We start from the raw sequence: 22,941 nt of genomic DNA, 5'->3' as shown, positions 1-22,941 counted from the left end.
CCATCCTCTATTCTGAACTAGCTGAATTTGCCAAAGACTGATAATTAAGCATGTTATTATAGGCCGTATCTGCTGCTGTCTGTAAGCTGGCCGACTCTGCTTGAAGCTCCCCAATCTTAGCATCTATACTACTCAAATTTGTGTCGTGACTCGTTTTATTAGTTGTAGCAGCAGTATTAGCAGAATCGTACTTCTCTGCATATTTATTCTTCCGATCCCCTTTAAAACTGGATTCATCTTCCCCTTTTATTTTCGTTAAGGCATCTATAATACCTGTCTGAAAATTATTTATCTGAGTGGATAAGTCCGATTTGGCAGTTTCTAAGCGAGAAATCTTTGCATCTACGGCAGCTTTTTGAGAAATTGCATCATCATGATTTTGAGATTCTTGATTAGCTAATCCTTGATAATAAGATGCACTCGACATTTTTATTCTCCTCTTTCTGAATTCTGGCTAAATTAAAGAGAGACAGGAAGCAATCCCATCCCTCCATTCCAGAGTTTTTTTTATCCTTTAAAACCAAAGCTATTTGCATCCGCTGTATCACGTTCTGATACAGTATTAGCATAACTAACCAATTGTTGATTGATAGAGCTCAACAATTCTTGGAATTTAACCACATCACCATGCAATTGTTGATATTGTTCAAGATAAGATTGGAAGGCACTACCTTTCCAGTGTGCTTGCATTTCACCGTTAGCAGTATTTACTGTCTGAATAGCTGCTTCGATTTGATCGCGAGCATTAGAATAAACTGCAGCTTGCGAGGTGAGCTGTTCTGGGGATAATGAAATTTCTGCCATAATTGGACTCCTTATTTATAATTTAATTGTTCTTGATAGAACATCTTATGTTAACAATTTTAACTTTTTTGTTAATGATTGTCAAGTATTTTACAATAGATTTTTATTATGTGATTACTATTAAAGGCTATATTCTATTTTTTTGAACACTTCTTATTACTTATATAGTTTTCTAAAAACTTGATGATAGCGTTTTAATATAGTATAATATAAGTCTGAAATTCATTTTAACAAAGGAGATATTATGTCTAAATCATCCCTTCAAAAAACGGTTGCGCTTTTGAGTGCAGCGACTCTTGCGGCAGCTGTAAATGCTGTTCAGGCTGATGAAAATACTGCACCGGTCACTGCTAATCCTGCTGCAGTAGAAAGCAGCGCAGCGGAAGCAAAACCAACGACTGCTGCAAGTCCTACTGAAGCTACTGCGACACCAGAGAGCACGGAGCCTAGCTCTGCTATTTCTCCAGAAAATGCCAGTGGGAACGCTGATGCTCTGATGGCTATGGCTCGCAACGTCGCGGCTACTGAGGACACTAAGCCCGTGGAGGGACAGACTGTCGATGTTCGTATCTTGGCAACAACCGACCTCCATACCAACTTAGTCAACTACGACTACTATCAGGACAAGCCGGTCGAGACCTTGGGACTGGCTAAAACAGCCGTGCTGATCGAGAAGGCCAAGAAAGAAAATCCGAACGTCCTCTTGGTGGACAATGGCGATACCATCCAAGGAACGCCGCTTGGAACCTACAAGGCCATTGTGAATCCTGTGGAGAAGGGCGAACAGCACCCTATGTACGCTGCCTTACAAGCTCTGGGCTTTGAAGCTGGTACGCTTGGGAACCATGAGTTTAACTATGGTCTGGACTATCTGAACCGCGTGATTGAGACAGCTGGCCTGCCTATTGTCAATGCAAATGTGCTGGATCCAGCGACTGGTAAATTCATCTATCAGCCTTACAAAATCATCGAAAAGACCTTTACAGATACTCAGGGCCGCTTGACGACCGTCAAGATTGGTGTGACTGGGATTGTACCGCCACAGATTCTAAACTGGGATAAGGCAAACCTAGAAGGAAAAGTGGTTGTTCGCGATTCTGTTGAGGCTATTCGAGATATCATTCCTGAGATGCGCAAGGCTGGTGCAGACATCACTTTGGTGCTTTCTCACTCTGGTATCGGAGATGACAAGTATGAAAAAGGCGAGGAAAATGAAGGTTATCAAATCGCTAGCCTGCCAGGTGTGGATGCTGTCGTAACGGGCCACTCCCACGCAGAATTTCCAAGTGGAAACGGAACTGGCTTCTACGAAAAATACCCTGGCGTAGACGGTGTCAACGGGAAAATCAACGGTACTCCAGTAACCATGGCTGGAAAATACGGCGACCATCTGGGCGTCATTGACCTCAAGCTGAACTATACCGACGGCAAATGGAAAGTCACTGACAGCAAGGGCTCCATCCGCAAAGTAGATACCAAGTCTAATGTAGCAGATCAGCGCGTCATTGACATTGCCAAAGAATCCCACCAAGGTACTATCAACTATGTCCGCCAGCAAGTCGGCACTACGACTGCACCCATTACAAGCTACTTCTCTCTGGTCAAAGACGATCCATCTGTGCAAATCGTCAACAATGCCCAGCTTTGGTATGCTAAGCAAGAGCTGGCTGGCACGCCTGAAGCCAACCTTCCTATCCTGTCTGCAGCAGCGCCTTTCAAGGCAGGAACTCGTGGGGATGCAACGGCCTACACAGACATTCCAGCTGGTCCTATTGCCATCAAGAACGTAGCAGACCTCTATCTTTATGATAATGTCACAGCTATCCTCAAGGTCAACGGTGCCCAGCTCAAAGAATGGTTGGAAATGTCAGCTGGCCAATTCAATACCATTGACCCAAATAATAACCAACCGCAAAATCTCATCAATACTGACTACCGGACTTATAACTTTGATGTTATCGACGGTGTTACCTATGAGTTTGACATTACCCAGCCGAACAAATACGACCGCGAAGGCAAACTGGCCAACCCAAATGCCAGCCGAGTCCGCAACCTGAAATACCAAGGCAAAGAGATTGACCCCAATCAGGAATTTATCGTCGTGACCAACAACTACCGGTCTAACGGTAACTTCCCTGGTGTTCGAGAAGCCAGCCTCAATCGTCTCCTCAATCTGGAAAACCGTCAAGCTATCATCAACTATATCTTGGCTGTCAAAAATATCAATCCAAGTGCTGATCAGAACTGGCATTTCGCTGATACCATCAAGGGACTGGACCTGCGCTTCCTGACAGCTGATAAGGCCAAGAACTTGATTAGTACTGACGGAGACATCGTCTATCTAGCGGCATCTGCCCAAGAAGGATTCGGCGAATACAAATTCGTCTACGTCGCACCGAAAACTGAACCGGTGCCTATCGAACAGTCAATCTCTCCGACTATCGCAGTCGAAGCAGCCAACCTGCAGCATAGCAGAGTAGACTTCCCTGTCTTGACTGCTGTTGACCCTAGTACAAACAAGCAAGCGTCCCACAGACAGGTAGGAGCAGAAAGGCTCCCAGCAACTGGAGAAAAGACAGCCTCGCTCGGACTCTTGGGACTTGTTGTGACTGGACTTGCAGGAATCTTCGCCTTCAAAAAACGAGAAAGACAATAATAATTAAAAAATCAGCAGCCCAAATGGCTGCTGATTTTGCTTTTTAAAGACTGTCCTTGCTCAATTCCAACAAAACACTGACTGCGGTCAAGGCATAAAGCGGAGCTGTTTCAGCCCGCAAGATACGTGGACCCAAACCTGCTGACACAGCGCCTGCTTGGCCAAAGGATGCTATTTCCTCTGGCGATAGACCGCCCTCCGGTCCGAAGATAAAGAGCACTTTTGCGCCGGCTGGCAAGCCCGACAGAGCCCGGACTAGAGCTGCAGATTCTCCTTCTTTGGCCGATTCTTCATAGGCCACGATGATGCGGTCAAAGGCTGCCAAGGCCGCCAGAAAGTCTGCCTTTTTATCAAAGAGCCGAATCTCAGGAATCAGATTTCGCTTACTCTGCTCCGCTGCTCCCTGAGCAATTTTCTCCAGTTTTTCACTCTTTTTGGATAGCTTTTTGCCATCCCACTTAGCCACCGACCAGTCCGCTGGGAAAGCCCAGATAGCACTGGCTCCTAGCTCCGTTACCTTTTGAGTGATAAATTCCAACTTATCACCCTTGGGAAAGCCTGAGGCAATGGTCACTTGAACCGGCAGCTCGGTATTGTCTGCTAGCTCCTCCAAGATTTCCAAGCTCTGCTGACTGGGGTCCAACACCCGAGCCAGTCGCTTCACGCCATCATCAAAGACCAGCGTAACTTGATCGCCCGCTTTGAACCGCATGACTGAAAACATATGTTTGGCCGTGTCCTTATCCGTGACCACCAGAGGAGACTGAGGACTTCCTTTTATAAAATACTGCTGCATCTAACCACCTATCACGCCTGAAATGTCCTGCGTTTTCTTAAAGACACAGGCATTCCATTCGCCCTGAATCATATGCGTTTCCAGGAAAAATCCTGCCGCTTCCGCTGACTCGCGCACCATTTCCCACTTCTCAGAAATAATCCCACTCATAATCAGATAGCCCTCATCCTTGACCAGACGATAGGCATCCTCTGTCAGATGGATGAGAATATCGGCCAAAATATTGGCAACAATGACATCCGCCTCGATTTCTACACCTCGAAGAAGATCTCCCGGTGCCACATGGATATTCTCCATACCAGGGTTGAGCTCGATATTTTCCTGGGCCACGCGCACTGCCACCTCGTCCAAATCATAGGCGTAGATATCCTTAGCGCCTAAGAGAGAGCTGGCAATGGAGAGGACGCCGCTGCCTGTGCCTACATCCAACACCGTTTCACCACCCCGCAGGACCTGCTCCAGCGCAAAGAGGCTCATCTTGGTCGTCGGGTGAGTGCCCGTACCAAAGGCCATGCCAGGATCCAACTTGATAATCTTCTCACCAGCTGTCGCTTCATACTCCGTCCAGGACGGCACAATAGTCAAGTCATGTGTGATACGAGCCGGCTCAAAGTATTTCTTCCAGTTATCCGCCCAGTCTTCCTCAGCCAGTTCCTGCCGAGTCAGCTGAATATCTCCCGTCTCCAATCCGAAGCCATCCAGCTCAGCCAGACGCTCATTGGCCTTGGTCGCAATGGCCTCTATATCCACTGAATCCGGGTAGTAGCCGGTAATCCTGATCCGCTCGCTCTGCTCAACTTCTGGAAAAAGCTCACCGTACTGGTCGACCTGCCCCAGATAATCTGCGCTGTCATCGATAGCCACACCCTGACTGCCCAGCTCAATCAGAATATTAGAGGCCGCTTCCTCCGCCTCCCGCTTCACTTCAATCGTTAATTCCTGCCAAGTGTCCATCATTAAAATACCAAGCCCGTAAAACCTAAGACCAAAATAGGAAATTCTCTGACGACGCTTGCGTCTATGAGAACCTTATCTTTTTTGACACAGTGTTTAGGGCAGGTTCAGTTTAGAAATTTAACTGAACAATCCTTTCTTTGTTTATTTCATTGTTTTCGTCATATAGACCATATCCATGCCCTCTTTTTCGGGCTCCGTATGGGTCTGATGATAGCCGTTTTTCTCATAAAAAGCCACCATGCCTTTATCCTGCAAAACCGTGCACAAATCCCATTGTGTAATGGTGGAGAATGTCTCCTCTATCAGACCAAGCCCCTCAGAGCCATATCCTTTATTCTGGTACTGTGGCAAAATCGCTACTGTTCCAATCCAGCCTGCTGTCTGTTCGTCATTCGTATTCAAGCGGATAAAGCCAAGAATCTTCTCGGCGTCTTTGATAAAATAATAAAAACTATTGGGCCGTTCAACCAGCTTCCAGCGAATCCGCTCACGCTCCTCCAGATAAGGGTCGTATTGATCCTGATATTTCTCATAAACGGCCTTAAAACTCGCTCGCTGAATGGCAATAATGGTCTCTAAATCCTCAGCTCCCGCCCGTTCAACATAAATCATGCTCGCACCTCCAAATAATCTATCAACCTGTCCTGTAGCTGCGGAATAACCTTTTCATCTGCTAAAAACTGGCTCACATCCATCATCTGATAAGCCTGGCCCTCATCACCAAAGACAATGCTGGCACATTCTTCCTGAGTGATGGTTCCCACCATAAAAATAGAGGTTTTGTCAGGATCAAGCATTCCTTGATATTCCTTAACCCAGACAATATCCGCTTCTTCAAGCTTCAAACCAAGCTCTTCAAAAACTTCTCTTTGAACACATTCAAAAGGTGTCTCCTCGTCCTCGCGGCCACCACCTGGCAGCTCCCACATATTGGGCCAAGGAATGGTTGAAATATCGTCTCGCAAGATAGTCAGTAGCTTATCATCACAGAGCAAGGCAATCTTGCAGCCTGAAAATTCCATCTGTTTGTGCAGCAAATCTAATTCTTCTGCATTTTCCATAAGCGCCTCCTAATATCTCGGATAAGGATAAAAGTCTGTCTCAGTCAAATCTGCTCTGCCATCTTCAAAAGCCTCAGCATTCCAAGCTATCTCAAACTCTTCTGCTTCAGGATCTACTAAGAAGTCCATGAGGGCATCAAGGCCAGACTCAGCCGTTTGGGTTAGGAAATCCACGAAATAAGCCAGAAACTCCCGTGACAGCCCCTTCTTCGGCTCATAGGGCAGGGTAGCCAGATAGTCCTCGGCCTCAAAACGAGACTTGGTCGGATTATAGAAAAGCACGGCTTCCTCAAAGTAAATATCCTCAGCCGAAGCATTGCCCTCAGCATCAACCGTCTCAATCCCGCCTGGATTTTGCACCTCAAGAAGAAAGGCTGCTTCCACTGCATGATTCTTCTTGTCCCAGTTTATCTCATAGTCAAAAGGAAAGCTCTTCCCCATTTCCTCGTCCAATATCTCCAAAAAACCGTACTTAGCCATGATTTCCTCTTTTCATTGTGATAAAATATTACTATCTACAATAGTAACACAAAAAGCCAAGAAAAACACTTGCAGAAAGGAAATCTTATGCCAGAAAACCTAGCCCTGCGCATGCGGCCTACTGATATTGATCAGATCATCGGCCAGCAACATCTGGTTGGACCTGGGAAAATCATCCGCCGTATGGTTGAAGCCAACCGCCTGTCCTCGATGATTCTCTACGGGCCACCCGGCATCGGCAAGACCTCCATCGCTTCGGCTATTGCCGGCACAACTAAATATGCCTTTCGGACCTTTAATGCGACAGTAGATAGCAAGAAGCGCCTGCAGGAGATCGCTGAAGAGGCTAAATTTTCTGGCGGACTGGTGCTCCTGCTGGACGAGATTCACCGCTTGGACAAGACCAAGCAAGACTTTCTTCTACCGCTGTTAGAAAGCGGTCTGGTCATCATGATTGGAGCGACGACAGAAAATCCTTTCTTTTCGGTCACCCCTGCTATTCGAAGTCGGGTTCAGATATTTGAGCTTGAGCCCCTCAGCAACGACGACATCCGGATAGCCATTCAGCTAGCCTTGACGGATAAGGAGCGAGGATTTGATTTCCCAGTGGAGCTAGACGATGAAGCTATGGATTTCATTGCTATCTCTACCAACGGAGACCTGCGCTCTGCCTATAACTCGCTGGATTTAGCCGTACTCTCTACCCCTGAAGATGACAAGGGCATCCGCCATATCACGCTCGATGTCATGGAAAACAGCCTGCAAAAGAGCTATATCACTATGGATAAGGATGGGGACGGCCATTACGATGTCCTCTCTGCCCTGCAGAAGTCCATCCGTGGCTCTGATGTCAATGCTAGCCTCCACTACGCAGCTCGTCTCGTTGAGGCAGGAGACCTGCCTAGCCTGGCTCGACGCTTGACCGTTATCGCTTACGAGGATATTGGTCTGGCAAATCCTGACGCTCAAGTTCATACTGTTACAGCTCTGGAGGCAGCTCAGCGGATTGGTTTTCCTGAAGCCCGTATCCTTATTGCCAATATTGTTATCGATCTGGCTCTATCTCCCAAGTCCAACTCAGCCTATCTAGCCATGGACAAGGCCCTAGCTGACTTACGAAAGAATGGAAACCTACCTATTCCCCGCCACTTACGAGATGGCCACTATGCCGGCAGTAAGGAAATGGGCAACGCACAGGACTATCTCTACCCTCACTCCTATCCTGGCAATTGGGTCAAGCAGGACTATCTACCCGACAAGATAAAAGACGCCAATTATTTCACTCCTAATGAGAATGGCAAATACGAGCGAGCTCTTGGAATGACTAAGGATAAGATTGACGACTTAAAAAAATGATGACATCGTTTGCAAAAAATCACATTTTTCTCTTGAATTTTTCAAAATTTATGGTATCATAATTATAGAAACGCTGTGGTGTACGACTTCACACTTAAGTGTTGACCGACTATTTTTTGTATTATTAGGGAAACAAAAGTCTTCTAACAGCATGTAGGCCGTCTCACACGGAAACAGCTTCAGTTAGAGCGAGTTGCCCACCTGCTTAATTGCGCGGGTTCAATACAAACCGTGAAGTTTCGGCACCAATACAGCTTTTTCTTTGCCTCCTTAGCTCAGTTGGTAGAGCAGTAGACTCTTAATCTATGGGTCGCAGGTTCGAGCCCTGCAGGGGGCATCTAAATCAACAGGAAAAAGCCTTGATTTACAAGGCTTTTTTGCTTGTCTATAACTGATTTGCCCCATCATTTGCCCCACATTTTTTTATGAGCAATCTTTCCAGACATCTCTGATTTGATTAAATTCCTCAAAAATTTTCTCCTCTAAAGTGTGTCCATATACTTCTACTAACATTGAAATATCTCTATGCCCTAAAATTTTTGCAATAACTCCAAGGTCAAAACCTTTGTGCCAGAGGTAGCTTCCATAGGTATGACGTGCTCCTTTTGTCGTGATAATTGGATAAATATCTAATTCATTTAAAAGAACACTCAAAGCTTTATTGACACTTGCAATGTCTGGTACCAAGTGAATATATCCATAATGCTGAAAAATCATTTTATACCTATTCTTGATTCCTAGCTCTTTATTAGCATTCTCCTGTTCAATTTTTAGAACTTGTAATATCTTAATACATTCTTCGTCTATCGGTACTATCCGAATAGACGTTTTGTTTTTTGGTGGGACAAATTTATGAGAAAGGGTGTTAAACCTCCTATATGTTTTTAGCAGTCCTCTATCAAAATCAACTTCATTCCAAGTTAACGCTATTAACTCTCCAAACCTCATGCCTGTTTTTAATAGAAAATAGACGATATAAGGAACAATTGAACGTTGGTAATCAAATTTTCTCTTTACTGTTAAAAGTAAATCCAGATAGTCCTTTTCTGTATGTAAATATTTCTCTTCTGTCATCTGTTGTTCTTTGGATGAAAATAACTCGACATGTTGTGTAAAATCATCTATTAGAACTTTGTCGGCAATTGCCATTTGGATGCTCTGATGAATCCCAGTATTTAATCTACCAAGAAAATTTCTACCAACTGTTTGCCCATACTTATTCATAATTCTTTGGTATTCACTCGCACGAATTTGAGTGACTTTTTTATTTCCAAATAATCTTTCAATTGTGTTTTTACGGAGAAGATATTTTTTCTTTGTCTCTTCCGACCTACTACTCGGTAGAATTTTTAGTTCGAGCCATTCTTGATATAGATCTACAAGAGAAATATCTCTAGAAATTCTTTTTCCTAAACGAAGTTCTTGCAGAATCGGTTCAGCTTCTGACTCTGCAAGTTTTTTTGTTTTAAAACCGCTATTATGAGCAACTGTTTTTCCTTCGTTACGAATTTCATAGGTCCATAAATTACTATCTCCTCGCTTTCGGTAACGAACACTTGCCATATTACGCCACCTCTGTTCCTAGAATCTCATTTACAACACTTTTTGGAACAACCATCAAACGTTTGCGATTATAAAATGTATAGCCTCGTGATACAAGTAATTCTCTTGCCTGATGAATGATATCATTCGCTGTATGAGGGCGATAGCCCATTTCAATTAATTCTTTGTTACTAATTAAATTATTATCCATAGTTATCCTCCTTATTTATTTTCTAAATTCAGAAACTCACCTACAAGTAGTTGTAATTCTGTATTTAATTTAGGGAGATTCTGTATTAATACTTCTTTTAATTCTTCCGCAAATTGGTTCGTTTCTTCTCTCAATAGTTTGCGGACTCTTGTTTTTTTCTTTTTGATGCTGTCTGATTTTAAATTTGGAAAAGCCAATGATAAAAGTTCAGGATTGTTGAGAAAGATAATTGTAAATGCTCTTTGCTCCACTCGAATATGTTCTAGCTTATAAAATCCGAAATTATCAAGTCGATTCATAATATCTTGGACCATCTCCTCACCAATCGCTTTGGTTCTGAGTTGGAACTCCAGTCTCCACCAAAACGGATTTACAGCCAAATCTAGCTTCTCTTCACGCTTGTGAGCAATGATTTCTTTGTTCTTATCATATAACCTAACTTGTACATTACTACCGCTAGAACCCCAATATTTCGTCTCTAATTCACCCCCTCGACCATAGAAGACCTTATGGGTAACACCACCTTTAATATGTTGCAAATTAACAATCTCAGGCCTGTTGAAAATGTCAAATGCCAAATCAAAACGAGACAAACGTACCGTCAATGAATTCAATCTGGCAAAGTACATTAATTGCCTCCATACTTTCATTCCATCAAATTCTTTTAAAGTGTTAGGATTGAAATCAATCCGAATCAATTGTTCACCTCCATAAATGGATAATTGAAAAAATATAATATTGATCGAATCATACTCATTAAAAACTTTAGCTAAAGTAAAGACATCATCTCGAACATTATCATATATTTCAAATGAGTCAACTCTTGTACTTATTGCCTGTTTCAGATTTTTGAAAATCCGTCTTAGGGAACCAGTATCTGTATCCCAGATAACCGTTAGTCTATCAATACTGACATCTAACCTCTGTACTAATTCTCTTACATCACATCGTTCTTGAATGCTTCTTAAATCTTGTATAGAAACCAACAAAATTGTCCCCCCTTCTTTTAGATTTTTTAGGCCTCAGAAACACCGTCAAATCAACGTTTGCTCGTTCCGTCGTTCTTTGGACGTTGTCCTAAGTGTACCTTTTTGCTGGCTGTTAGAATAGCCAGCTTTTGCTTGGCTAGAAATTGTCTGGACGGCAGTCTGCAGGACTTCGCCTGACTTCCCGTCAGGCTCGTCCCTTGTCCTTGTCCACACAATTTCTAGCTCCAAGGCTTCGAATAGTCATAAGTCATAGTCTCGTCCTCAACTTCCTCCCCACTCACCAATCCTAAACTTACGAGCTATTTTTTATTATTTATAACTTACTTATAAGTTATAAATATATTTTATAAAAAATATTTTAATTAGTCAACTAAAAACTTGATTTGTAAGTTTATAGGTGATAAAATAAGTTAAAAATAAAAATAGGAGTTTCCCATGACCTTTATTATTCAAAATTTTGGACCCAATTTGGCACGACTACGCATAGAAAAAGGAGTAAGCCAAACTCAACTAGCTGAAGATTTAGGAATCGGTAAACAGTCCATCTCTGATTACGAAAAACAAAAAAGCTATCCTACCTTTGCAAATTTGGATAAGATAGCAGAATATTTTAATGCAACTCCAACCCAACTTTTTGGAACCAGTAAAGAGATTGAATTAGAAAAGAGTGTTCTTGAATCGAATGAATACTCTGATAAAGTAAGTGAGATCTTAAAGGCTGTCAAATACACCGAACATTTTCTACAAACTGATGGACAGTACTTAGAGGATTTACTTTACCTAACAAGAGGCAAACAACTATACACAGAAGATGGAGAAGAGTTGTATATTGATCCAACTTCTCAGAAAAGAACATTACATACTCAATATGAACCTGGTTTTATTGTAGCAAGAGAAAAATCTCCTTTAGAACTTTTAATTGAAAATAAGGAGCTATTAGATTAAAAAAAGCGAGGATATGTACTGATCCCAAAAGTTAGATTTTTTCTGTCTAACTTTTGGGGTGCAGTACATTTTCAACTCTCTTATTTATTTTCTTATCTCACATAATTACTTCACATGTCCAGGCTCATCAAATTCATTTTTTTCAATAACATATGCCATATTTGCATCCTTATTGAACAAAGAACATATATCTATTATGCTACAAAAGCTCCCTGACCGCAAAATTCCATTTATTTGTAACCTTCTTCCTACTTTCTATTTTACTTTTCTGACAGAAAAGATTATAATAAGGAGTATTTTTTTTTCGGAGGTTTTTATGTCATTTCTATCAAAAAATTGGGCAGGACTGTTAGCCTGTCTTATTATATCTATCATCTCTTGGGTTTTAGGAGGCTTCTTGCCTGTTGTAGGAGCACCAGTTTTCGCCATTTTTATCGGAATGATTCTCCATCCCTTTCTCACTTCCTATAAACAACTGGATGCCGGCTTGACTTATAGCTCCAAAAAATTGCTTCAGTATGCTGTTATCTTGCTTGGATTTGGACTCAATATCTCTCAAGTTTTCGCAGTTGGAAAATCTTCCCTTCCTGTCATCCTCTCAACTATTTCAATTGCTTTGATTATAGCTTTCTTTTTCCAACGCTTTTTTAATCTGGATACAAAACTAGCTACCTTGATTGGAGTTGGATCTTCTATCTGTGGCGGTTCTGCCATTGCAGCGACTGCTCCTGTTATTCACGCCAAGGAAAAAGAAGTGGCCCAAGCCATTTCTGTTATCTTTTTCTTCAATGTCTTGGCAGCTCTTATCTTTCCAACTCTAGGTTCTTGGCTCCATCTTTCCAACGAAGGTTTTGCTCTCTTTGCGGGTACTGCGGTCAACGATACTTCCTCTGTAACAGCCACAGCTAGCGCTTGGGATAGTCTTTACAATAGCAACACTCTTGAATCTGCCACTATTGTCAAACTGACACGCACCCTGGCTATTATCCCTATAACTCTCTTCCTCTCCTATTGGCAAAGCCGTCAACAAGGCAACAACCAAGGGGTAAAGCTTAAAAAAGTCTTCCCCGTTTTCATCCTCTACTTTATCCTAGCTTCTCTGCTAACTACTCTTCTCACATCTTTCGGTGTCAGCAATAGCTTCTTTTCACCTCTCAAACAGCTCTCCAAATTCCTCATCATCATGGCTATGAGTGCTATTGGTCTCAAAACAAACCTCATTGCTATGATCAAATCCAGTGGAAAATCCATTCTTCTTGGAGCCCTTTGCTGGATTGCTATCATCCTGACTAGTCTTGGCATGCAATTACTCATCGGTATTTACTAAGAAAAAAGGGAGCCTAAAGGCTACCTCAGAACGTAGACAAACGTCATTTTTGGCGTTTGTCTTTTTGTATGTTCAAAGATATTTTGTCTTATCATCTACTATTCCATCCAAAAATCTGATTTAAATCAAAATAAAAAGGGATATTCCCTATCCATTTCGATAATTTTTTCATTAATTTGTTTTTCCATTTTATCCTCCGATTAGTCTCGCACTGATATTTATTGATAACAACACTATATTTCTAGTATAGCATAATCATCAGATATTATAGGTTTTCAAACCAAATGAGAGTCATTCGTTTTTGCCCCACTTTTGCCCCATTTTTAAATCATGACATTGGAAATACCTAAAAGTACTTCCCTAAAATCACTTATATTTCAATATTTTTAATTACTCTCAATATGAAAATCCTTTCCAAATCCATGCAGGGGGCATAGAAATATAGAAGAAAAAGCCTTGATTTACAAGGCTTTTTTGTTTGTACTTTTATTGTTTATTCGAATCTTTCTCAATTTTAAAACGTATATCACAGCTTCCCTTCCTCTATCTCTTTTAAAAATCTTGTCATATAGATCAAGTGTCCTTTATTTGTATGTACATTAGCATCTAGGTATTCCAAGCATTTCCTAGCTCTAGGAGTGACTGAATATAGAGCTTTTACCTTTTCCCTCATTTCTAATGCCTCTAATACCAGCTCTTCATCTTTCTTTGCTTCTTCTTGGGATTGCTTCAATTCTGATTGTTTTAGCTCCTTTAATACCTTTACTTTTTCAGCAAGGTCTGTTAAATTACTCAGCTTTTCTTCATATTCGCTTCTTATTCTGTTTCCTTGTTGTTGTAGCCATTTTTTTAATTCTTCAAAGCTCTCATAAAGGTTCTTCCGTTTTAGCAGCTTTAACTCCTCTTCTCTTTGGAGCCGCTCCCCCTCTAATTTCCTTTCCTCTTCTTCTTTAGCAATTCTATTCCTCGTCTCAGCCTCCTGCTCCTCTTGCTTCGCCTCCTTCCTCCACTGTTTCAATTTTTCTTTGTAGCTTTCAATATCAAATATTTCATTGAGTTCTGGATGAAGATAATCATTTATGACATAAATGATACGCTCAATCTTATTATACGCCAACTGACGTTCCTCATTTTTTCTGCTTAAAGCCATTTTAAAAAGAATATAATCGTTCCATGGATTAAACTCATTTTCTTTATCCTCTTTAAAATAACCCCTACTATAAAAATCTTCCAGCATCTCTTCATCCATCACTTCACGAAGATCTTCAAACTTTAGATTCTTTTTTAATTTATAAGTTTTTTCTGCTCTCTTTATACTTTTAGTTAGTTCTTCATTTTCAAACTTCTCAATACAGGAAGAACCGATTGGAGAAAGCTCTATCCCAGAGCCATCATTCCTAGTAATAGCAAATACTTTCTTGAGGCTTTTATGACCGCATAAACAACTTTGTTTTCTATCAGCATCAATTTTTACAAGTTCTGCTTTTGTCCACTCCATTTTTGCCTCTTCCCAATTATCAGCAATACTCAGTTCAACAACTGTCTCTTTCAATAGTTCCTCTGACATTTTTATATCCCCTTATTCCAAATGTTGGTTCCTCAAATTGAGTGAATCTTTTCCTCATATTTCTAGTACAAGTATAACAAAAAAGAAGATAATTGAAAACGTATACATATAATCCTCTAGAAAATTTCCACAAAAAAATCCCCTTCCTTTAGACACAAGAAAAGGAGGGGCATCACATAGAAAAAACTACGAGAGAAGACTGAAGCAAAATGTGTTTGACGAAAACTTGATAAAGATGATCACACACCGAGCATATTCCTAAGGATGTCTTATAATTTTTTTAGTTTAGGAATTAAGAAAGATTATATATCAAGTTTTGATGTACTTCACGCTTGTACATCAAAGCGGCCTTCCCCGTAGTTCTGAGCAACTAATTTGTTCTAGGAAACATCTTAGTTGCTTTTTATTTTAAAACAACTATATTACGGAACATCACAGTCTTGATTAACAAAAGGATACAAGATAGTGACTGATTGTAAAAAACATTCTTAACTCTGCTTTCTAAAAAGCGACCACTGCTAATTCGGAGTTGGAGTAAAAAATCTCTGTCCCTTAAGGGAACAGAGATGAAATTTATTTCTTCTTAGCACGGAAGACAATGAAGCCTACCAAGCCTACTAGAGCTACTCCAGCAGCAATCATGATCCAGCTAGCATTCTCACCCGCTTTAGGGAGAACTTTCTTGGTTCCAACATTAGAAGCATTTCCTCCGCCAGTACCATTGTCTGATTCGATGATCACAACAGTGCTTCCTGTAGTGCTGCTTGAGCTAGAAGTCGTGCTACTGCTACTTGAGCTAGAGCTAGAACTACTACTGCTGCTGCTCTTAGAACTATTGTCCGAGCTAGGTTTCGGCGGCTGCGGAACTCCTGGAACTGGTGTATTGGTAATGTTCATACCATCAACAGTAGCTGTATAACCATAAACACGGTCTTCAGTAACTGAGTAGACAATATCTTTTCCATCTTCACCAGTCGCTGGCAAGTCAGTGAACTCATACTTCCACTCACCCTTATCATTCGGACCAACTTCTTTATGAGCGACTTCGGCGCCATTTGCATAGAGACGAACGGTAATCTTGTCTGGACGTTTGCCATCTTTATTGTTGTCATCATTCCAAGTCTTGGTACCTGAAGCGGTAATCAATGCCTTACGGTTGGTAAAGTCTTTGTAAATAATACCAGAACCATAATTTTTGAGCTGAGCGGCATTAACCTGAATCTCTTCATCTGACAGTTGGTAACCTTCTGGTGCCTTGGTTTCCTTAATCAGATAATGCTCCTTAATCAAGTTGCTGAAAGAAGCAATCCCATTAGCATCACTGGTTGCTTTTTGAACAATTGTCACACCATCTTCATCGTACAATGTGAATTCAGCACCTGCTAAGGCTTTACCAGCTTCATCTTTCTTAGTCACCTGCACACCATAGACATCCCCATGTGCATAGCCGTTCGCACGTTGGTAGCGGACAGCAACTGATGATTTTTGTTCTTCGATATTGTCTGCTCGCATGATTGCTTCATTCGGGAAGACTGTTCCATCAGCCGGAACTGTAGGGAAGTTAACACGATAGCGAACATAGAAGCCTTCATTGGCACCGATATGCCCCATGTTAATGGTAAAGGAACGCTTGTCAGCAGCAAGGTTAATCGTATAATTTGCTGTCACATCCTCGCGTTGCTGACTTAGTCGATAAGAGTTATCAGCTGGGTCAACAACCCATGAACCTTTAAGAATTTGGAAGCTGTTAAGATCAATTTCTCCGGTATTAAAGCCCAGAGTATCTGAAATAACAACATTATCCAGTTCTTGATTTTGTTGGTTGATATTCAGACTGTAAGTAATGCTCTTGATATTATCCGCATTATTCCAGCCATATTTTATGAAAGTATAAGGAGTTGCTTGGCCAGGAAGACCTTTGTAGTCAATTTTTCCATACTCAATGATCTTCTTGCCAACGATAAGTTTCAGAGGGATTGAGCCTTTATCTCGAACCACATTATGGTCAACACGAGCTAAAAGATGAACTTTCCCTTCAATATGAGAGCGAGTCAGGACATAGTCTGTATAAGTCAGTGTAAGCTGCTTAGAGCTTGCATCAACCACAGCTGTCGCTACGAGATTGCCGTCATCATCTTTGACTTCAAAATCAGCTCCCTCCAAGGCAAACTCAACAGGAAGTCCAATGGTAGTAGTATCTCCTGGCTGAACCTTGCCGTAATTGAAGGCAAAGTTTGCGTCAATTTGAAATTTTTCCCATGGGGAAAGGCTGTCAGTCAGTGCTTCACCCTTCTGATTGTAGACATTGATTGATGTGATAACATCATCTACCGTGTTAGCTCTGGCAGATTGACTGCTAGAAAACAGGCTAAAGAGGAGCACAAAGACTACTGAGAAAAAGCGCGCAATAGTATGAGATATTTTTTTCATAAATAATCCCTCCATTTTTCCTTTTTTCCTTTTTACTGAACATGTAAAAAACATTAAGATTTCTTTACATTTCCAATTTACTACATATATTAGACTAGCATACGATTGACCATAAGTCAACTAATTACCTTAACCGGTTCCGGTTTGGTACACAGGTTGTAAACCAGTTTATTTCTCCAAAAACCTTGTCATATAGGAGTTGGAAACAGTTTCATTCGTCACCTTTTTGTATTCTTTGAAACAAAATTGTAATATTTGACAACCTAATAAATGAACAAACATTGATAATATGACTACAAAATTAATCATATATATAAATATATTTTGACAATAAACATAAGTATGAAAGCTTCGGACAAGACTTGTTATAATCAAAAAAACTGAACAAATCTGCTCAGTTTTTTGTTTGGTAAATATAAGCTAAAGATTATATCTAATTTATACGAATATATAATCCTACTATTTTTCTACATCATACCGCCCATCATGCCTGGATCCATAGCTGGAGCTGGGCTAGCTGGTTCTGGTTGATTAGCTACTACTGCTTCGGTTGTCAAGATAAGGCTGGCAACAGAAGCGGCATTTTGCAAGGCTGAACGGGTCACCTTAACTGGGTCAATGATTCCTGCCTCAATCATGTTAACCCATTCGCCAGTCGCTGCATTGAAGCCTATACCAGCTTCAGAGTTTTTCAGACGATCAATGACGATTGAGCCTTCAAAGCCTGCATTCAGAGCGATTTGACGAACAGGCTCTTCCAAGGCACGGAGAACGATGTTACGACCAGTCGCTTCATCCCCTGCCAACTCAAGACCTGCGACAGCGTCCAGTACGTTGATATAGGCCGTACCACCACCTGATACGATTCCTTCTTCTACCGCTGCACGGGTTGCATTAAGAGCATCTTCGATGCGGAGTTTCATTTCTTTGAGTTCTGTTTCGGTTGCAGCTCCAACCTTAATCACAGCTACACCACCGGACAATTTAGCCAGACGTTCTTGCAGTTTTTCACGGTCAAATTCAGAAGTGCTGCTTTCAATCTGTGACTTAATGACTGCCACACGGTTAGCAATAGCTTCAGGATTGCCAGAACCTTCTACAATCACAGTGCTGTCCTTATCAACAGTGACTTTAGAAGCTTGTCCAAGCGCTTCAATCGTAGCGTCTTTGAGCTCTAAACCAAGATCATCTGTAATCACTGTACCGCCTGTCAAAATAGCGATGTCTTCCAACATAGCCTTACGACGATCACCAAAGCCTGGTGCCTTGACAGCTACGACATTAAAGGTTCCGCGAATCTTGTTAAGAACCAGCGTTGGCAGAGCTTCTCCGTCCACATCATCTGCGACAATCAAGAGCGGACGATTAGTTTTCAAGATATTTTCCAATAAAGGAAGAATCTCTTGAATGTTAGAAATTTTCTTGTCAGTAATCAAGATGTAAGGATTGTCCAGTTCGGCTACCATTTTTTCATTGTCGGTTACCATGTACTGAGACAAGTAGCCGCGGTCAAATTGCATCCCCTCAACCACATCCAGCTCAGTTTCCATCCCTTTGGACTCTTCGATGGTGATGACTCCGTCATTTCCAACTTTTTCCATAGCTTCAGAGATGTACTCGCCGACTTTTTCGCTGCGAGAAGATACGGCAGCAACCTGTGCAATAGCTTCCTTGTTAGAAACAGGTACTGAGTTAGATTTCAGAGCTTCAACAGCTGTCGCAACAGCTGCTTCAATCCCGCGGCGGATACCGATTGGATTAGCACCAGCTGTAACATTTTTAATCCCCTCGCGGACGATAGCCTGTGTCAAAACAGTTGCTGTTGTTGTTCCGTCACCAGCGATATCGTTAGTCTTTGAAGCAACTTCTGACACCAGCTTAGCGCCCATGTTTTCAAAATGATCTTCCAGTTCGATTTCCTTGGCAATGGTCACACCGTCATTAGTGATAAGGGGTGAGCCAAAGGATTTTTCCAAAACGACATTGCGGCCTTTAGGACCCAAAGTTACCTTAACAGTATTCGCCAAGATGTCAACACCACGAACCATACTGCTTCTTGCATCTGCTGAAAATTTAATATCTTTTGCCATTTTATTATTCCTCTCTTCTAATCTTACTCGACAACTGCTAGAATATTGGCTTCACTGACTAAGAGATAAGCTTCATCTCCGTCCTTGACTTCTATGCCTGCGTGATTTTCTACGAGAACCTTGTCCCCTTCCTTAACGCTCAGGGCTACTAGCTCACCGTTCAAAGTACGAATGCCTTGACCGACTGCGACAACTTCTCCTGTCTTAGTCGCTGCTTGGCCGTTGCCTGCAATGACAAATCCGCCAACTTTCTGCTCTTTTTCTTCTACTTTTAGGACCACACGGTCTCCTAATGGTTTTAACATGGTTTTCCTCCAAAGATTGAATTTTTAGCACTCTAAACTATCGAGTGCTAATCTATAGTTATTATTTTATCACTTGGTCAGAAATAGTCAAGAAAAAAACCGGCTAGATGAAAGAAAAATTTTATTTTTTTATTCACTGCTTCCTAGAGTCAAAGAAAAAAACAAGTCCGAGCTAAAATCCTCTCAGACTTGTCTTTAGGGGGAATGTCTATCTTGCAAGTTTTAGTTTTGCTTCAAAATCATCAATCACTTTTTGCAGATTTAGGCGTCCTCTATAGATACCATAGCCAAACAAAAGCATGGCTAAGATTCCTAGTAGAGCTAGGACGATTCCTGCAATCAGTGCTAGGAGATTGGTCTCATGAAAGAGATAAATCAGAACAAGACCGATGCTGGCAATGGCAAAGAAGAGACTGAACCAGCGTCCTAGATTTTCAATCATATGCTTCTGGTAGTGAATTTCTGTTTCATAGCCTTGAATCAATTCTTGTTCTGTCATGATCTTCTCCGTTCTTTCTTTTACTCTGCTCAAATAAATTTGTATTAGGCTAGCAGAAAATCGGACTTACTGCCAGCCTAAAATTGAGCGAGAATTAGTATTTAAGTTGAGGGTCAAAGATGCCAAGCGCTACACCAATCAAAGCAATGACAACCAAGAGGAGCATAACGAGGTTTGGTGATACTTTTTTCTTGGCCATCAGCCACCAACAAAGGGTGATAAAGCCAGCTGTTAAGAGACCTGGATAAACACCATCAATCTTTTCTTGCAACTTCAGGAAAGCTTCGCCATCAGCATTTTTCAGCTCTAATGAAGTCGTTACAGATACCCAAGTTGCAGCAACTGCCCCGATAACCATACCACCAATGACACTGATTGCCTTACGAAGCGCCTGTCCTTTAGGTCCTACAAGGAATTCTACCGCCTTGTCCCCTAATTCATAGCCTTTGAAGTAGGCAAAGCGCATACCGCCATAGATGAGAACATTCCAGACAAGGATATAGAAGAGAGCCCCGATAGGATTTCCACCTTTCGAGAGGCCAAGGGCAATCCCCAGCAGAACCGGAATCAAAGTTCCGACAACCAAAGAGTCACCAATACCCGCGATAGGTCCCATGAGACCGGCACGCATACCATTGATAGTTTCGCCATCAACAGCGTCACCATTGGCACGCGCTTCTTCCAAACCAGCTGTAATCCCCACTACCAAAGCTCCGAGCTGAGGTTCTGTGTTGAAGAAAGCCGTATAGGTCTGCATAGCTTCTTTCTGCTCTGCTTTGTCTTTGTAGAGTTCTTCCACGATTGGCAGCATAGAGGTCAAGTAGCCGAAAGTCTGCATGTGCTCTTGAGAGAAGCAAGTCAAGTGACCATAGTACCAATGGTGGAATGATTTCGCTAAAGTCTTTTTAGTTATTTTCTTTCTTTCAGCCATCTTAGATATCCTCCTCATCGTCATCAAAGTCAGCCCCACCAGCCGGCGCAGTTACTCGAGCTGATTTGATTACTTCCAATTCATAGTAAATTACTGCAAAAATCAATGAAACAACTGCACTGGCAACCAAATTAAGACCGAGTGATTTAGCCAAGGTGAAGCCCACAAAGAATGGAATAAAGTCAGCAGCTTTCGTAACGATTTGTTTCAAAAGAATGGCAATACCGACACATGGGAGAAGAGCTCCGACTGTAAAGAGGGATTTCATGATGAAGCCATCCATTGGCAGGTGGGCCTTCATCAGTTCAACCATATTCGGACCAAACTTCGTGATAATCATGGTTGGAAGGAAAGAGAAGACAAAGTGGGAAATCCAAGGATAGACCCAGTCAACAGCGTAAAGCTTTTTGAATTCGCCTTTTTCAACAGCTTTCCAGCCAATATGCTGCCAAAGCAAGTTTGTAGTAGCTGTTCCATAGAAGAGAACTGTACCGATAGTACCAACTGCTGCTCCGATTGGTGCAGCTGCTGCAGCGATAGCAGATTCAGACGTGATTCCTTTAGAGTGAACAAACAAGATTGCGAGAGGAATCCCAATGTAAGAAATCGCCCGCACGTCAGCAGAAACTGTTCCACCTGGTGTTACCAGAGCGATATAGAGGACCTGAAGGGCTACCCCAACCATAATCCCTGTTTTTAAATCTCCAAGAATCAACCCGCTAATCAAACCTCCGACCAGAGGACGTCCCAAAGTGTAGTTACCAATACTAGAACCACCCATACCAGGCATAGAAGCTAAACTAGCGAAAAGACCCAGTAAAGCGGCTTGCAGCCAAGAAATTGTCATAATAGACTCTCCTTTTCATTATTGTAATTAAAAACCAAATTTAGACTTGAAATCGCTCCAGTAACCGATGGAAACATCTGGCAAGAGCTGGAATTTGACTTTGTAACCAGCTTTTTCAATCGCTTCAATCGCTTCTGCCTCTTCCTGAGTGATAGACTGGTTGTTGCCCAGCTTAACAGCTCCCGGACGGTCATTAGCCGGACCAACGATGATTTCCTTAACATCCCCAGGTACAAAACCTTGGTCCACTAGGATTTCCTTCATATCCACGGGATTTTTCGTAATGAGGAAATAGCGGCTGTCTGACTCGGTGACCTTGCCTGATTTTTCCTTGAAGGCTTCCTTGGTCCAAACAAAAGTCTTCTTGTCAGAAGCTCCCTTGTAGGCCTGAATCAAAACCTTGTTTCCTGCCGCAGCATTATTAACTGCAATCAAGCCATCACAAGGGTATTCCTTAGCCCAGCGAGTGACTGTTTGACCGTGGATCATGCGGTCGTCAATCCGTACAAATGATACTGTCATCTTTAAAATCTCCTTTTATCTTTTATAATGTATAGCGGAAGCACTAAATGTCGTCTTCATCTTCGTCAGCTACATCGCTTACGACTTCAAATTCCTGCAAAGCAGCTGTGGCCTCGGAAAGGATAGCCTGAGCCAGCTCTTTTCCGTCTAAGATGTCTTTCATAACCAAGCCAGTCAGTCCCATAGTCAGGTTCAAACCTCCCAAGATAACTGCTGAGTCGAGCTTACCCATGTCAGCTAAGACGCTAGCTGCTGTCGTCAGAGGACTGCCTCCTACAATATCGGCCAGCACTAAGACACTGTCATCAGCGCTTAAGCCAGCCAAGGCCTGAGTAAAATCAACTGCAAAATCATCAACTGACTCGCCTTCCTGAAGACCGACCGCAATCACCTGATCCGTCTTATCTCCGGCAAACATCTTCAAGGAACTCTGCACGCCTGCAGCCAGTCCCCCATGGCTGACCAGTACAAGGTATTTCATCTTTACTGCCTCCTTTATCCTTCAACTTCTTAGCCAAGTCAGGCTTTAGATGACGAAGGATTTATTGATGATTTTATTGTACAAGATTTGTAATCGGTTTCATATTGTCAAATGTCATTTTGCCCAGATGACATTTGTTAGGAAA

The 22,941-nt window shown here is 42.0% G+C and carries 24 protein-coding genes and 1 tRNA gene; 5 read left to right on the top strand and 20 right to left on the bottom strand.

The genetic code is table 11. The annotated features are described in order from the left end of the window. Positions 1–7: 7 nt before the first annotated feature. Both RYK49_RS00415 and RYK49_RS00410 read right to left on the bottom strand, forming a co-directional pair. Positions 8–427 carry a DUF5082 family protein gene (locus RYK49_RS00415; RefSeq protein WP_314831242.1) on the bottom strand — a complete coding sequence of 140 codons (420 nt, stop codon included), beginning with the start codon at positions 425–427 and terminating at the stop codon, positions 8–10. An 80-nt stretch (positions 428–507) separates the two neighbouring features. After that, a complete protein-coding gene (locus RYK49_RS00410; RefSeq protein ID WP_111676673.1) occupies positions 508–804 on the bottom strand; it encodes a WXG100 family type VII secretion target in 297 nt (98 codons plus the stop codon). Between the two features lie 244 nt (positions 805–1,048). On the opposite strand from RYK49_RS00410, the gene RYK49_RS00405 reads away from it, so the two are divergent. Beyond that, positions 1,049–3,460 (top strand): bifunctional 2',3'-cyclic-nucleotide 2'-phosphodiesterase/3'-nucleotidase, encoded by a 2,412-nt coding sequence (locus RYK49_RS00405; RefSeq protein ID WP_314864554.1) that lies wholly within the window; start codon positions 1,049–1,051, stop codon positions 3,458–3,460. Positions 3,461–3,503: 43 nt separating this feature from the next. On the opposite strand, the gene RYK49_RS00400 is transcribed toward RYK49_RS00405, so the two are convergent. From RYK49_RS00400 to RYK49_RS00380, 5 genes are all read right to left on the bottom strand, one after another. Continuing rightward, positions 3,504–4,256, bottom strand: a complete 753-nt coding sequence (locus RYK49_RS00400; protein WP_023916736.1) for a 16S rRNA (uracil(1498)-N(3))-methyltransferase — start codon at positions 4,254–4,256, stop codon at positions 3,504–3,506. Further along, positions 4,257–5,210 carry a 50S ribosomal protein L11 methyltransferase gene (gene prmA, locus RYK49_RS00395; RefSeq protein ID WP_314864633.1) on the bottom strand — a complete coding sequence of 318 codons (954 nt, stop codon included), beginning with the start codon at positions 5,208–5,210 and terminating at the stop codon, positions 4,257–4,259. Between the two features lie 144 nt (positions 5,211–5,354). Beyond that, a complete protein-coding gene (locus RYK49_RS00390; protein WP_023916732.1) occupies positions 5,355–5,825 on the bottom strand; it encodes a GNAT family N-acetyltransferase in 471 nt (156 codons plus the stop codon). Next, positions 5,822–6,274 (bottom strand): NUDIX hydrolase, encoded by a 453-nt coding sequence (locus RYK49_RS00385; protein ID WP_314864548.1) that lies wholly within the window; start codon positions 6,272–6,274, stop codon positions 5,822–5,824. The genes RYK49_RS00390 and RYK49_RS00385 overlap by 4 nt, the downstream gene beginning before the upstream one ends. A 9-nt stretch (positions 6,275–6,283) precedes the next feature. Beyond that, positions 6,284–6,754 carry a DUF3013 family protein gene (locus RYK49_RS00380; RefSeq protein ID WP_314864546.1) on the bottom strand — a complete coding sequence of 157 codons (471 nt, stop codon included), beginning with the start codon at positions 6,752–6,754 and terminating at the stop codon, positions 6,284–6,286. Between the two features lie 87 nt (positions 6,755–6,841). Between RYK49_RS00380 and RYK49_RS00375 the strand changes: the two genes are divergently transcribed. Both RYK49_RS00375 and RYK49_RS00370 read left to right on the top strand, forming a co-directional pair. Beyond that, positions 6,842–8,110 carry a replication-associated recombination protein A gene (locus tag RYK49_RS00375; protein WP_314864544.1) on the top strand — a complete coding sequence of 423 codons (1,269 nt, stop codon included), beginning with the start codon at positions 6,842–6,844 and terminating at the stop codon, positions 8,108–8,110. A 264-nt stretch (positions 8,111–8,374) separates the two neighbouring features. Then, positions 8,375–8,447, top strand: a tRNA-Lys gene (locus RYK49_RS00370). A gap of 86 nt (positions 8,448–8,533) precedes the next feature. Here RYK49_RS00370 and RYK49_RS00365 read toward each other — a convergent pair. The 4 genes from RYK49_RS00365 to RYK49_RS00350 are packed head-to-tail and all read right to left on the bottom strand — an operon-like array spanning position 8,534 to position 11,080. Beyond that, complete coding sequence (locus tag RYK49_RS00365; protein WP_314864542.1) at positions 8,534–9,673, bottom strand: site-specific integrase; 1,140 nt, start codon at positions 9,671–9,673, stop codon at positions 8,534–8,536. 1 nt (position 9,674) lies between these two features. Beyond that, positions 9,675–9,863 (bottom strand): DUF3173 domain-containing protein, encoded by a 189-nt coding sequence (locus tag RYK49_RS00360; protein WP_000369785.1) that lies wholly within the window; start codon positions 9,861–9,863, stop codon positions 9,675–9,677. 11 nt (positions 9,864–9,874) lie between these two features. After that, positions 9,875–10,852: a replication initiation protein gene (locus tag RYK49_RS00355; RefSeq protein WP_314831474.1), complete on the bottom strand. Its 978-nt coding sequence runs from the start codon at positions 10,850–10,852 to the stop codon at positions 9,875–9,877. Between the two features lie 45 nt (positions 10,853–10,897). Continuing rightward, the gene (locus tag RYK49_RS00350) at positions 10,898–11,080 is read right to left on the bottom strand and encodes a hypothetical protein (RefSeq protein WP_080558681.1); all 183 of its coding nucleotides are present in this window, start codon (positions 11,078–11,080) and stop codon (positions 10,898–10,900) included. A 207-nt stretch (positions 11,081–11,287) separates the two neighbouring features. Here RYK49_RS00350 and RYK49_RS00345 point away from each other — a divergent pair, with 207 nt between their 5' ends. Together RYK49_RS00345 and RYK49_RS00340 are read left to right on the top strand one after the other, a co-directional pair. Continuing rightward, entirely contained in the window at positions 11,288–11,797 is a 510-nt protein-coding gene (locus RYK49_RS00345; protein ID WP_314864540.1) for a helix-turn-helix transcriptional regulator, read from the top strand. 316 nt (positions 11,798–12,113) lie between these two features. After that, positions 12,114–13,124 carry a YeiH family protein gene (locus RYK49_RS00340; RefSeq protein ID WP_314864538.1) on the top strand — a complete coding sequence of 337 codons (1,011 nt, stop codon included), beginning with the start codon at positions 12,114–12,116 and terminating at the stop codon, positions 13,122–13,124. A gap of 526 nt (positions 13,125–13,650) precedes the next feature. Here the strand turns inward: RYK49_RS00340 and RYK49_RS00335 are convergent. The 9 genes from RYK49_RS00335 to RYK49_RS00295 form a co-directional block, all read right to left on the bottom strand. Further along, entirely contained in the window at positions 13,651–14,691 is a 1,041-nt protein-coding gene (locus RYK49_RS00335; protein WP_314831472.1) for a hypothetical protein, read from the bottom strand. Positions 14,692–15,264: 573 nt separating this feature from the next. Then, on the bottom strand, positions 15,265–17,121 hold the full coding sequence (locus tag RYK49_RS00330) for a Cna B-type domain-containing protein (RefSeq protein ID WP_314831471.1): 1,857 nt from the start codon (positions 17,119–17,121) through the stop codon (positions 15,265–15,267). A 467-nt stretch (positions 17,122–17,588) separates the two neighbouring features. Then, the gene (gene groL / locus RYK49_RS00325; protein WP_314831470.1) at positions 17,589–19,211 is read right to left on the bottom strand and encodes a chaperonin GroEL; all 1,623 of its coding nucleotides are present in this window, start codon (positions 19,209–19,211) and stop codon (positions 17,589–17,591) included. Positions 19,212–19,234: 23 nt separating this feature from the next. Then, on the bottom strand, positions 19,235–19,516 hold the full coding sequence (groES, locus tag RYK49_RS00320; protein WP_314831469.1) for a co-chaperone GroES: 282 nt from the start codon (positions 19,514–19,516) through the stop codon (positions 19,235–19,237). Positions 19,517–19,724: 208 nt separating this feature from the next. Then, the gene (locus RYK49_RS00315; protein ID WP_002901670.1) at positions 19,725–20,015 is read right to left on the bottom strand and encodes a hypothetical protein; all 291 of its coding nucleotides are present in this window, start codon (positions 20,013–20,015) and stop codon (positions 19,725–19,727) included. A 94-nt stretch (positions 20,016–20,109) separates the two neighbouring features. Beyond that, positions 20,110–20,964, bottom strand: coding sequence for a PTS system mannose/fructose/sorbose family transporter subunit IID (locus tag RYK49_RS00310; protein WP_002896727.1), 855 nt, complete (start codon positions 20,962–20,964; stop codon positions 20,110–20,112). Then, a complete protein-coding gene (locus RYK49_RS00305) occupies positions 20,948–21,793 on the bottom strand; it encodes a PTS sugar transporter subunit IIC (protein WP_314831467.1) in 846 nt (281 codons plus the stop codon). The genes RYK49_RS00310 and RYK49_RS00305 overlap by 17 nt, the downstream gene beginning before the upstream one ends. 27 nt (positions 21,794–21,820) lie before the next feature. Further along, positions 21,821–22,315 carry a PTS sugar transporter subunit IIB gene (locus RYK49_RS00300; RefSeq protein ID WP_002896729.1) on the bottom strand — a complete coding sequence of 165 codons (495 nt, stop codon included), beginning with the start codon at positions 22,313–22,315 and terminating at the stop codon, positions 21,821–21,823. Between the two features lie 43 nt (positions 22,316–22,358). Beyond that, on the bottom strand, positions 22,359–22,796 hold the full coding sequence (locus tag RYK49_RS00295; protein ID WP_002903468.1) for a PTS sugar transporter subunit IIA: 438 nt from the start codon (positions 22,794–22,796) through the stop codon (positions 22,359–22,361). Positions 22,797–22,941: the final 145 nt, after the last annotated feature.

The sequence above is a fragment of the uncultured Streptococcus sp. genome (genome assembly GCF_963525625.1).
In the GTDB taxonomy this organism is placed as follows: Bacteria; Bacillota; Bacilli; order Lactobacillales; family Streptococcaceae; genus Streptococcus.
Note: the sequence above shows the minus strand (reverse complement) of the source record. Positions and strands in the feature narration are given on the sequence as shown.

What these genes read in the sequence shown, in the direction of transcription:
- RYK49_RS00415 (WP_314831242.1), bottom strand. Translation starts at nt 427, where the DNA reads ATGTCGAGTGCATCTTATTATCAAGGATTAGCTAATCAAGAATCTCAA.
- RYK49_RS00410 (WP_111676673.1), bottom strand. Translation starts at nt 804, where the DNA reads ATGGCAGAAATTTCATTATCCCCAGAACAGCTCACCTCGCAAGCTGCA.
- RYK49_RS00405 (WP_314864554.1), top strand. Translation starts at nt 1,049, where the DNA reads ATGTCTAAATCATCCCTTCAAAAAACGGTTGCGCTTTTGAGTGCAGCG.
- RYK49_RS00400 (WP_023916736.1), bottom strand. Translation starts at nt 4,256, where the DNA reads ATGCAGCAGTATTTTATAAAAGGAAGTCCTCAGTCTCCTCTGGTGGTC.
- prmA (WP_314864633.1), bottom strand. Translation starts at nt 5,210, where the DNA reads ATGGACACTTGGCAGGAATTAACGATTGAAGTGAAGCGGGAGGCGGAG.
- RYK49_RS00390 (WP_023916732.1), bottom strand. Translation starts at nt 5,825, where the DNA reads ATGATTTATGTTGAACGGGCGGGAGCTGAGGATTTAGAGACCATTATT.
- RYK49_RS00385 (WP_314864548.1), bottom strand. Translation starts at nt 6,274, where the DNA reads ATGGAAAATGCAGAAGAATTAGATTTGCTGCACAAACAGATGGAATTT.
- RYK49_RS00380 (WP_314864546.1), bottom strand. Translation starts at nt 6,754, where the DNA reads ATGGCTAAGTACGGTTTTTTGGAGATATTGGACGAGGAAATGGGGAAG.
- RYK49_RS00375 (WP_314864544.1), top strand. Translation starts at nt 6,842, where the DNA reads ATGCCAGAAAACCTAGCCCTGCGCATGCGGCCTACTGATATTGATCAG.
- RYK49_RS00365 (WP_314864542.1), bottom strand. Translation starts at nt 9,673, where the DNA reads ATGGCAAGTGTTCGTTACCGAAAGCGAGGAGATAGTAATTTATGGACC.
- RYK49_RS00360 (WP_000369785.1), bottom strand. Translation starts at nt 9,863, where the DNA reads ATGGATAATAATTTAATTAGTAACAAAGAATTAATTGAAATGGGCTAT.
- RYK49_RS00345 (WP_314864540.1), top strand. Translation starts at nt 11,288, where the DNA reads ATGACCTTTATTATTCAAAATTTTGGACCCAATTTGGCACGACTACGC.
- RYK49_RS00340 (WP_314864538.1), top strand. Translation starts at nt 12,114, where the DNA reads ATGTCATTTCTATCAAAAAATTGGGCAGGACTGTTAGCCTGTCTTATT.
- RYK49_RS00335 (WP_314831472.1), bottom strand. Translation starts at nt 14,691, where the DNA reads ATGTCAGAGGAACTATTGAAAGAGACAGTTGTTGAACTGAGTATTGCT.
- RYK49_RS00330 (WP_314831471.1), bottom strand. Translation starts at nt 17,121, where the DNA reads ATGAAAAAAATATCTCATACTATTGCGCGCTTTTTCTCAGTAGTCTTT.
- groL (WP_314831470.1), bottom strand. Translation starts at nt 19,211, where the DNA reads ATGGCAAAAGATATTAAATTTTCAGCAGATGCAAGAAGCAGTATGGTT.
- groES (WP_314831469.1), bottom strand. Translation starts at nt 19,516, where the DNA reads ATGTTAAAACCATTAGGAGACCGTGTGGTCCTAAAAGTAGAAGAAAAA.
- RYK49_RS00315 (WP_002901670.1), bottom strand. Translation starts at nt 20,015, where the DNA reads ATGACAGAACAAGAATTGATTCAAGGCTATGAAACAGAAATTCACTAC.
- RYK49_RS00310 (WP_002896727.1), bottom strand. Translation starts at nt 20,964, where the DNA reads ATGAGGAGGATATCTAAGATGGCTGAAAGAAAGAAAATAACTAAAAAG.
- RYK49_RS00305 (WP_314831467.1), bottom strand. Translation starts at nt 21,793, where the DNA reads ATGACAATTTCTTGGCTGCAAGCCGCTTTACTGGGTCTTTTCGCTAGT.
- RYK49_RS00300 (WP_002896729.1), bottom strand. Translation starts at nt 22,315, where the DNA reads ATGACAGTATCATTTGTACGGATTGACGACCGCATGATCCACGGTCAA.
- RYK49_RS00295 (WP_002903468.1), bottom strand. Translation starts at nt 22,796, where the DNA reads ATGAAATACCTTGTACTGGTCAGCCATGGGGGACTGGCTGCAGGCGTG.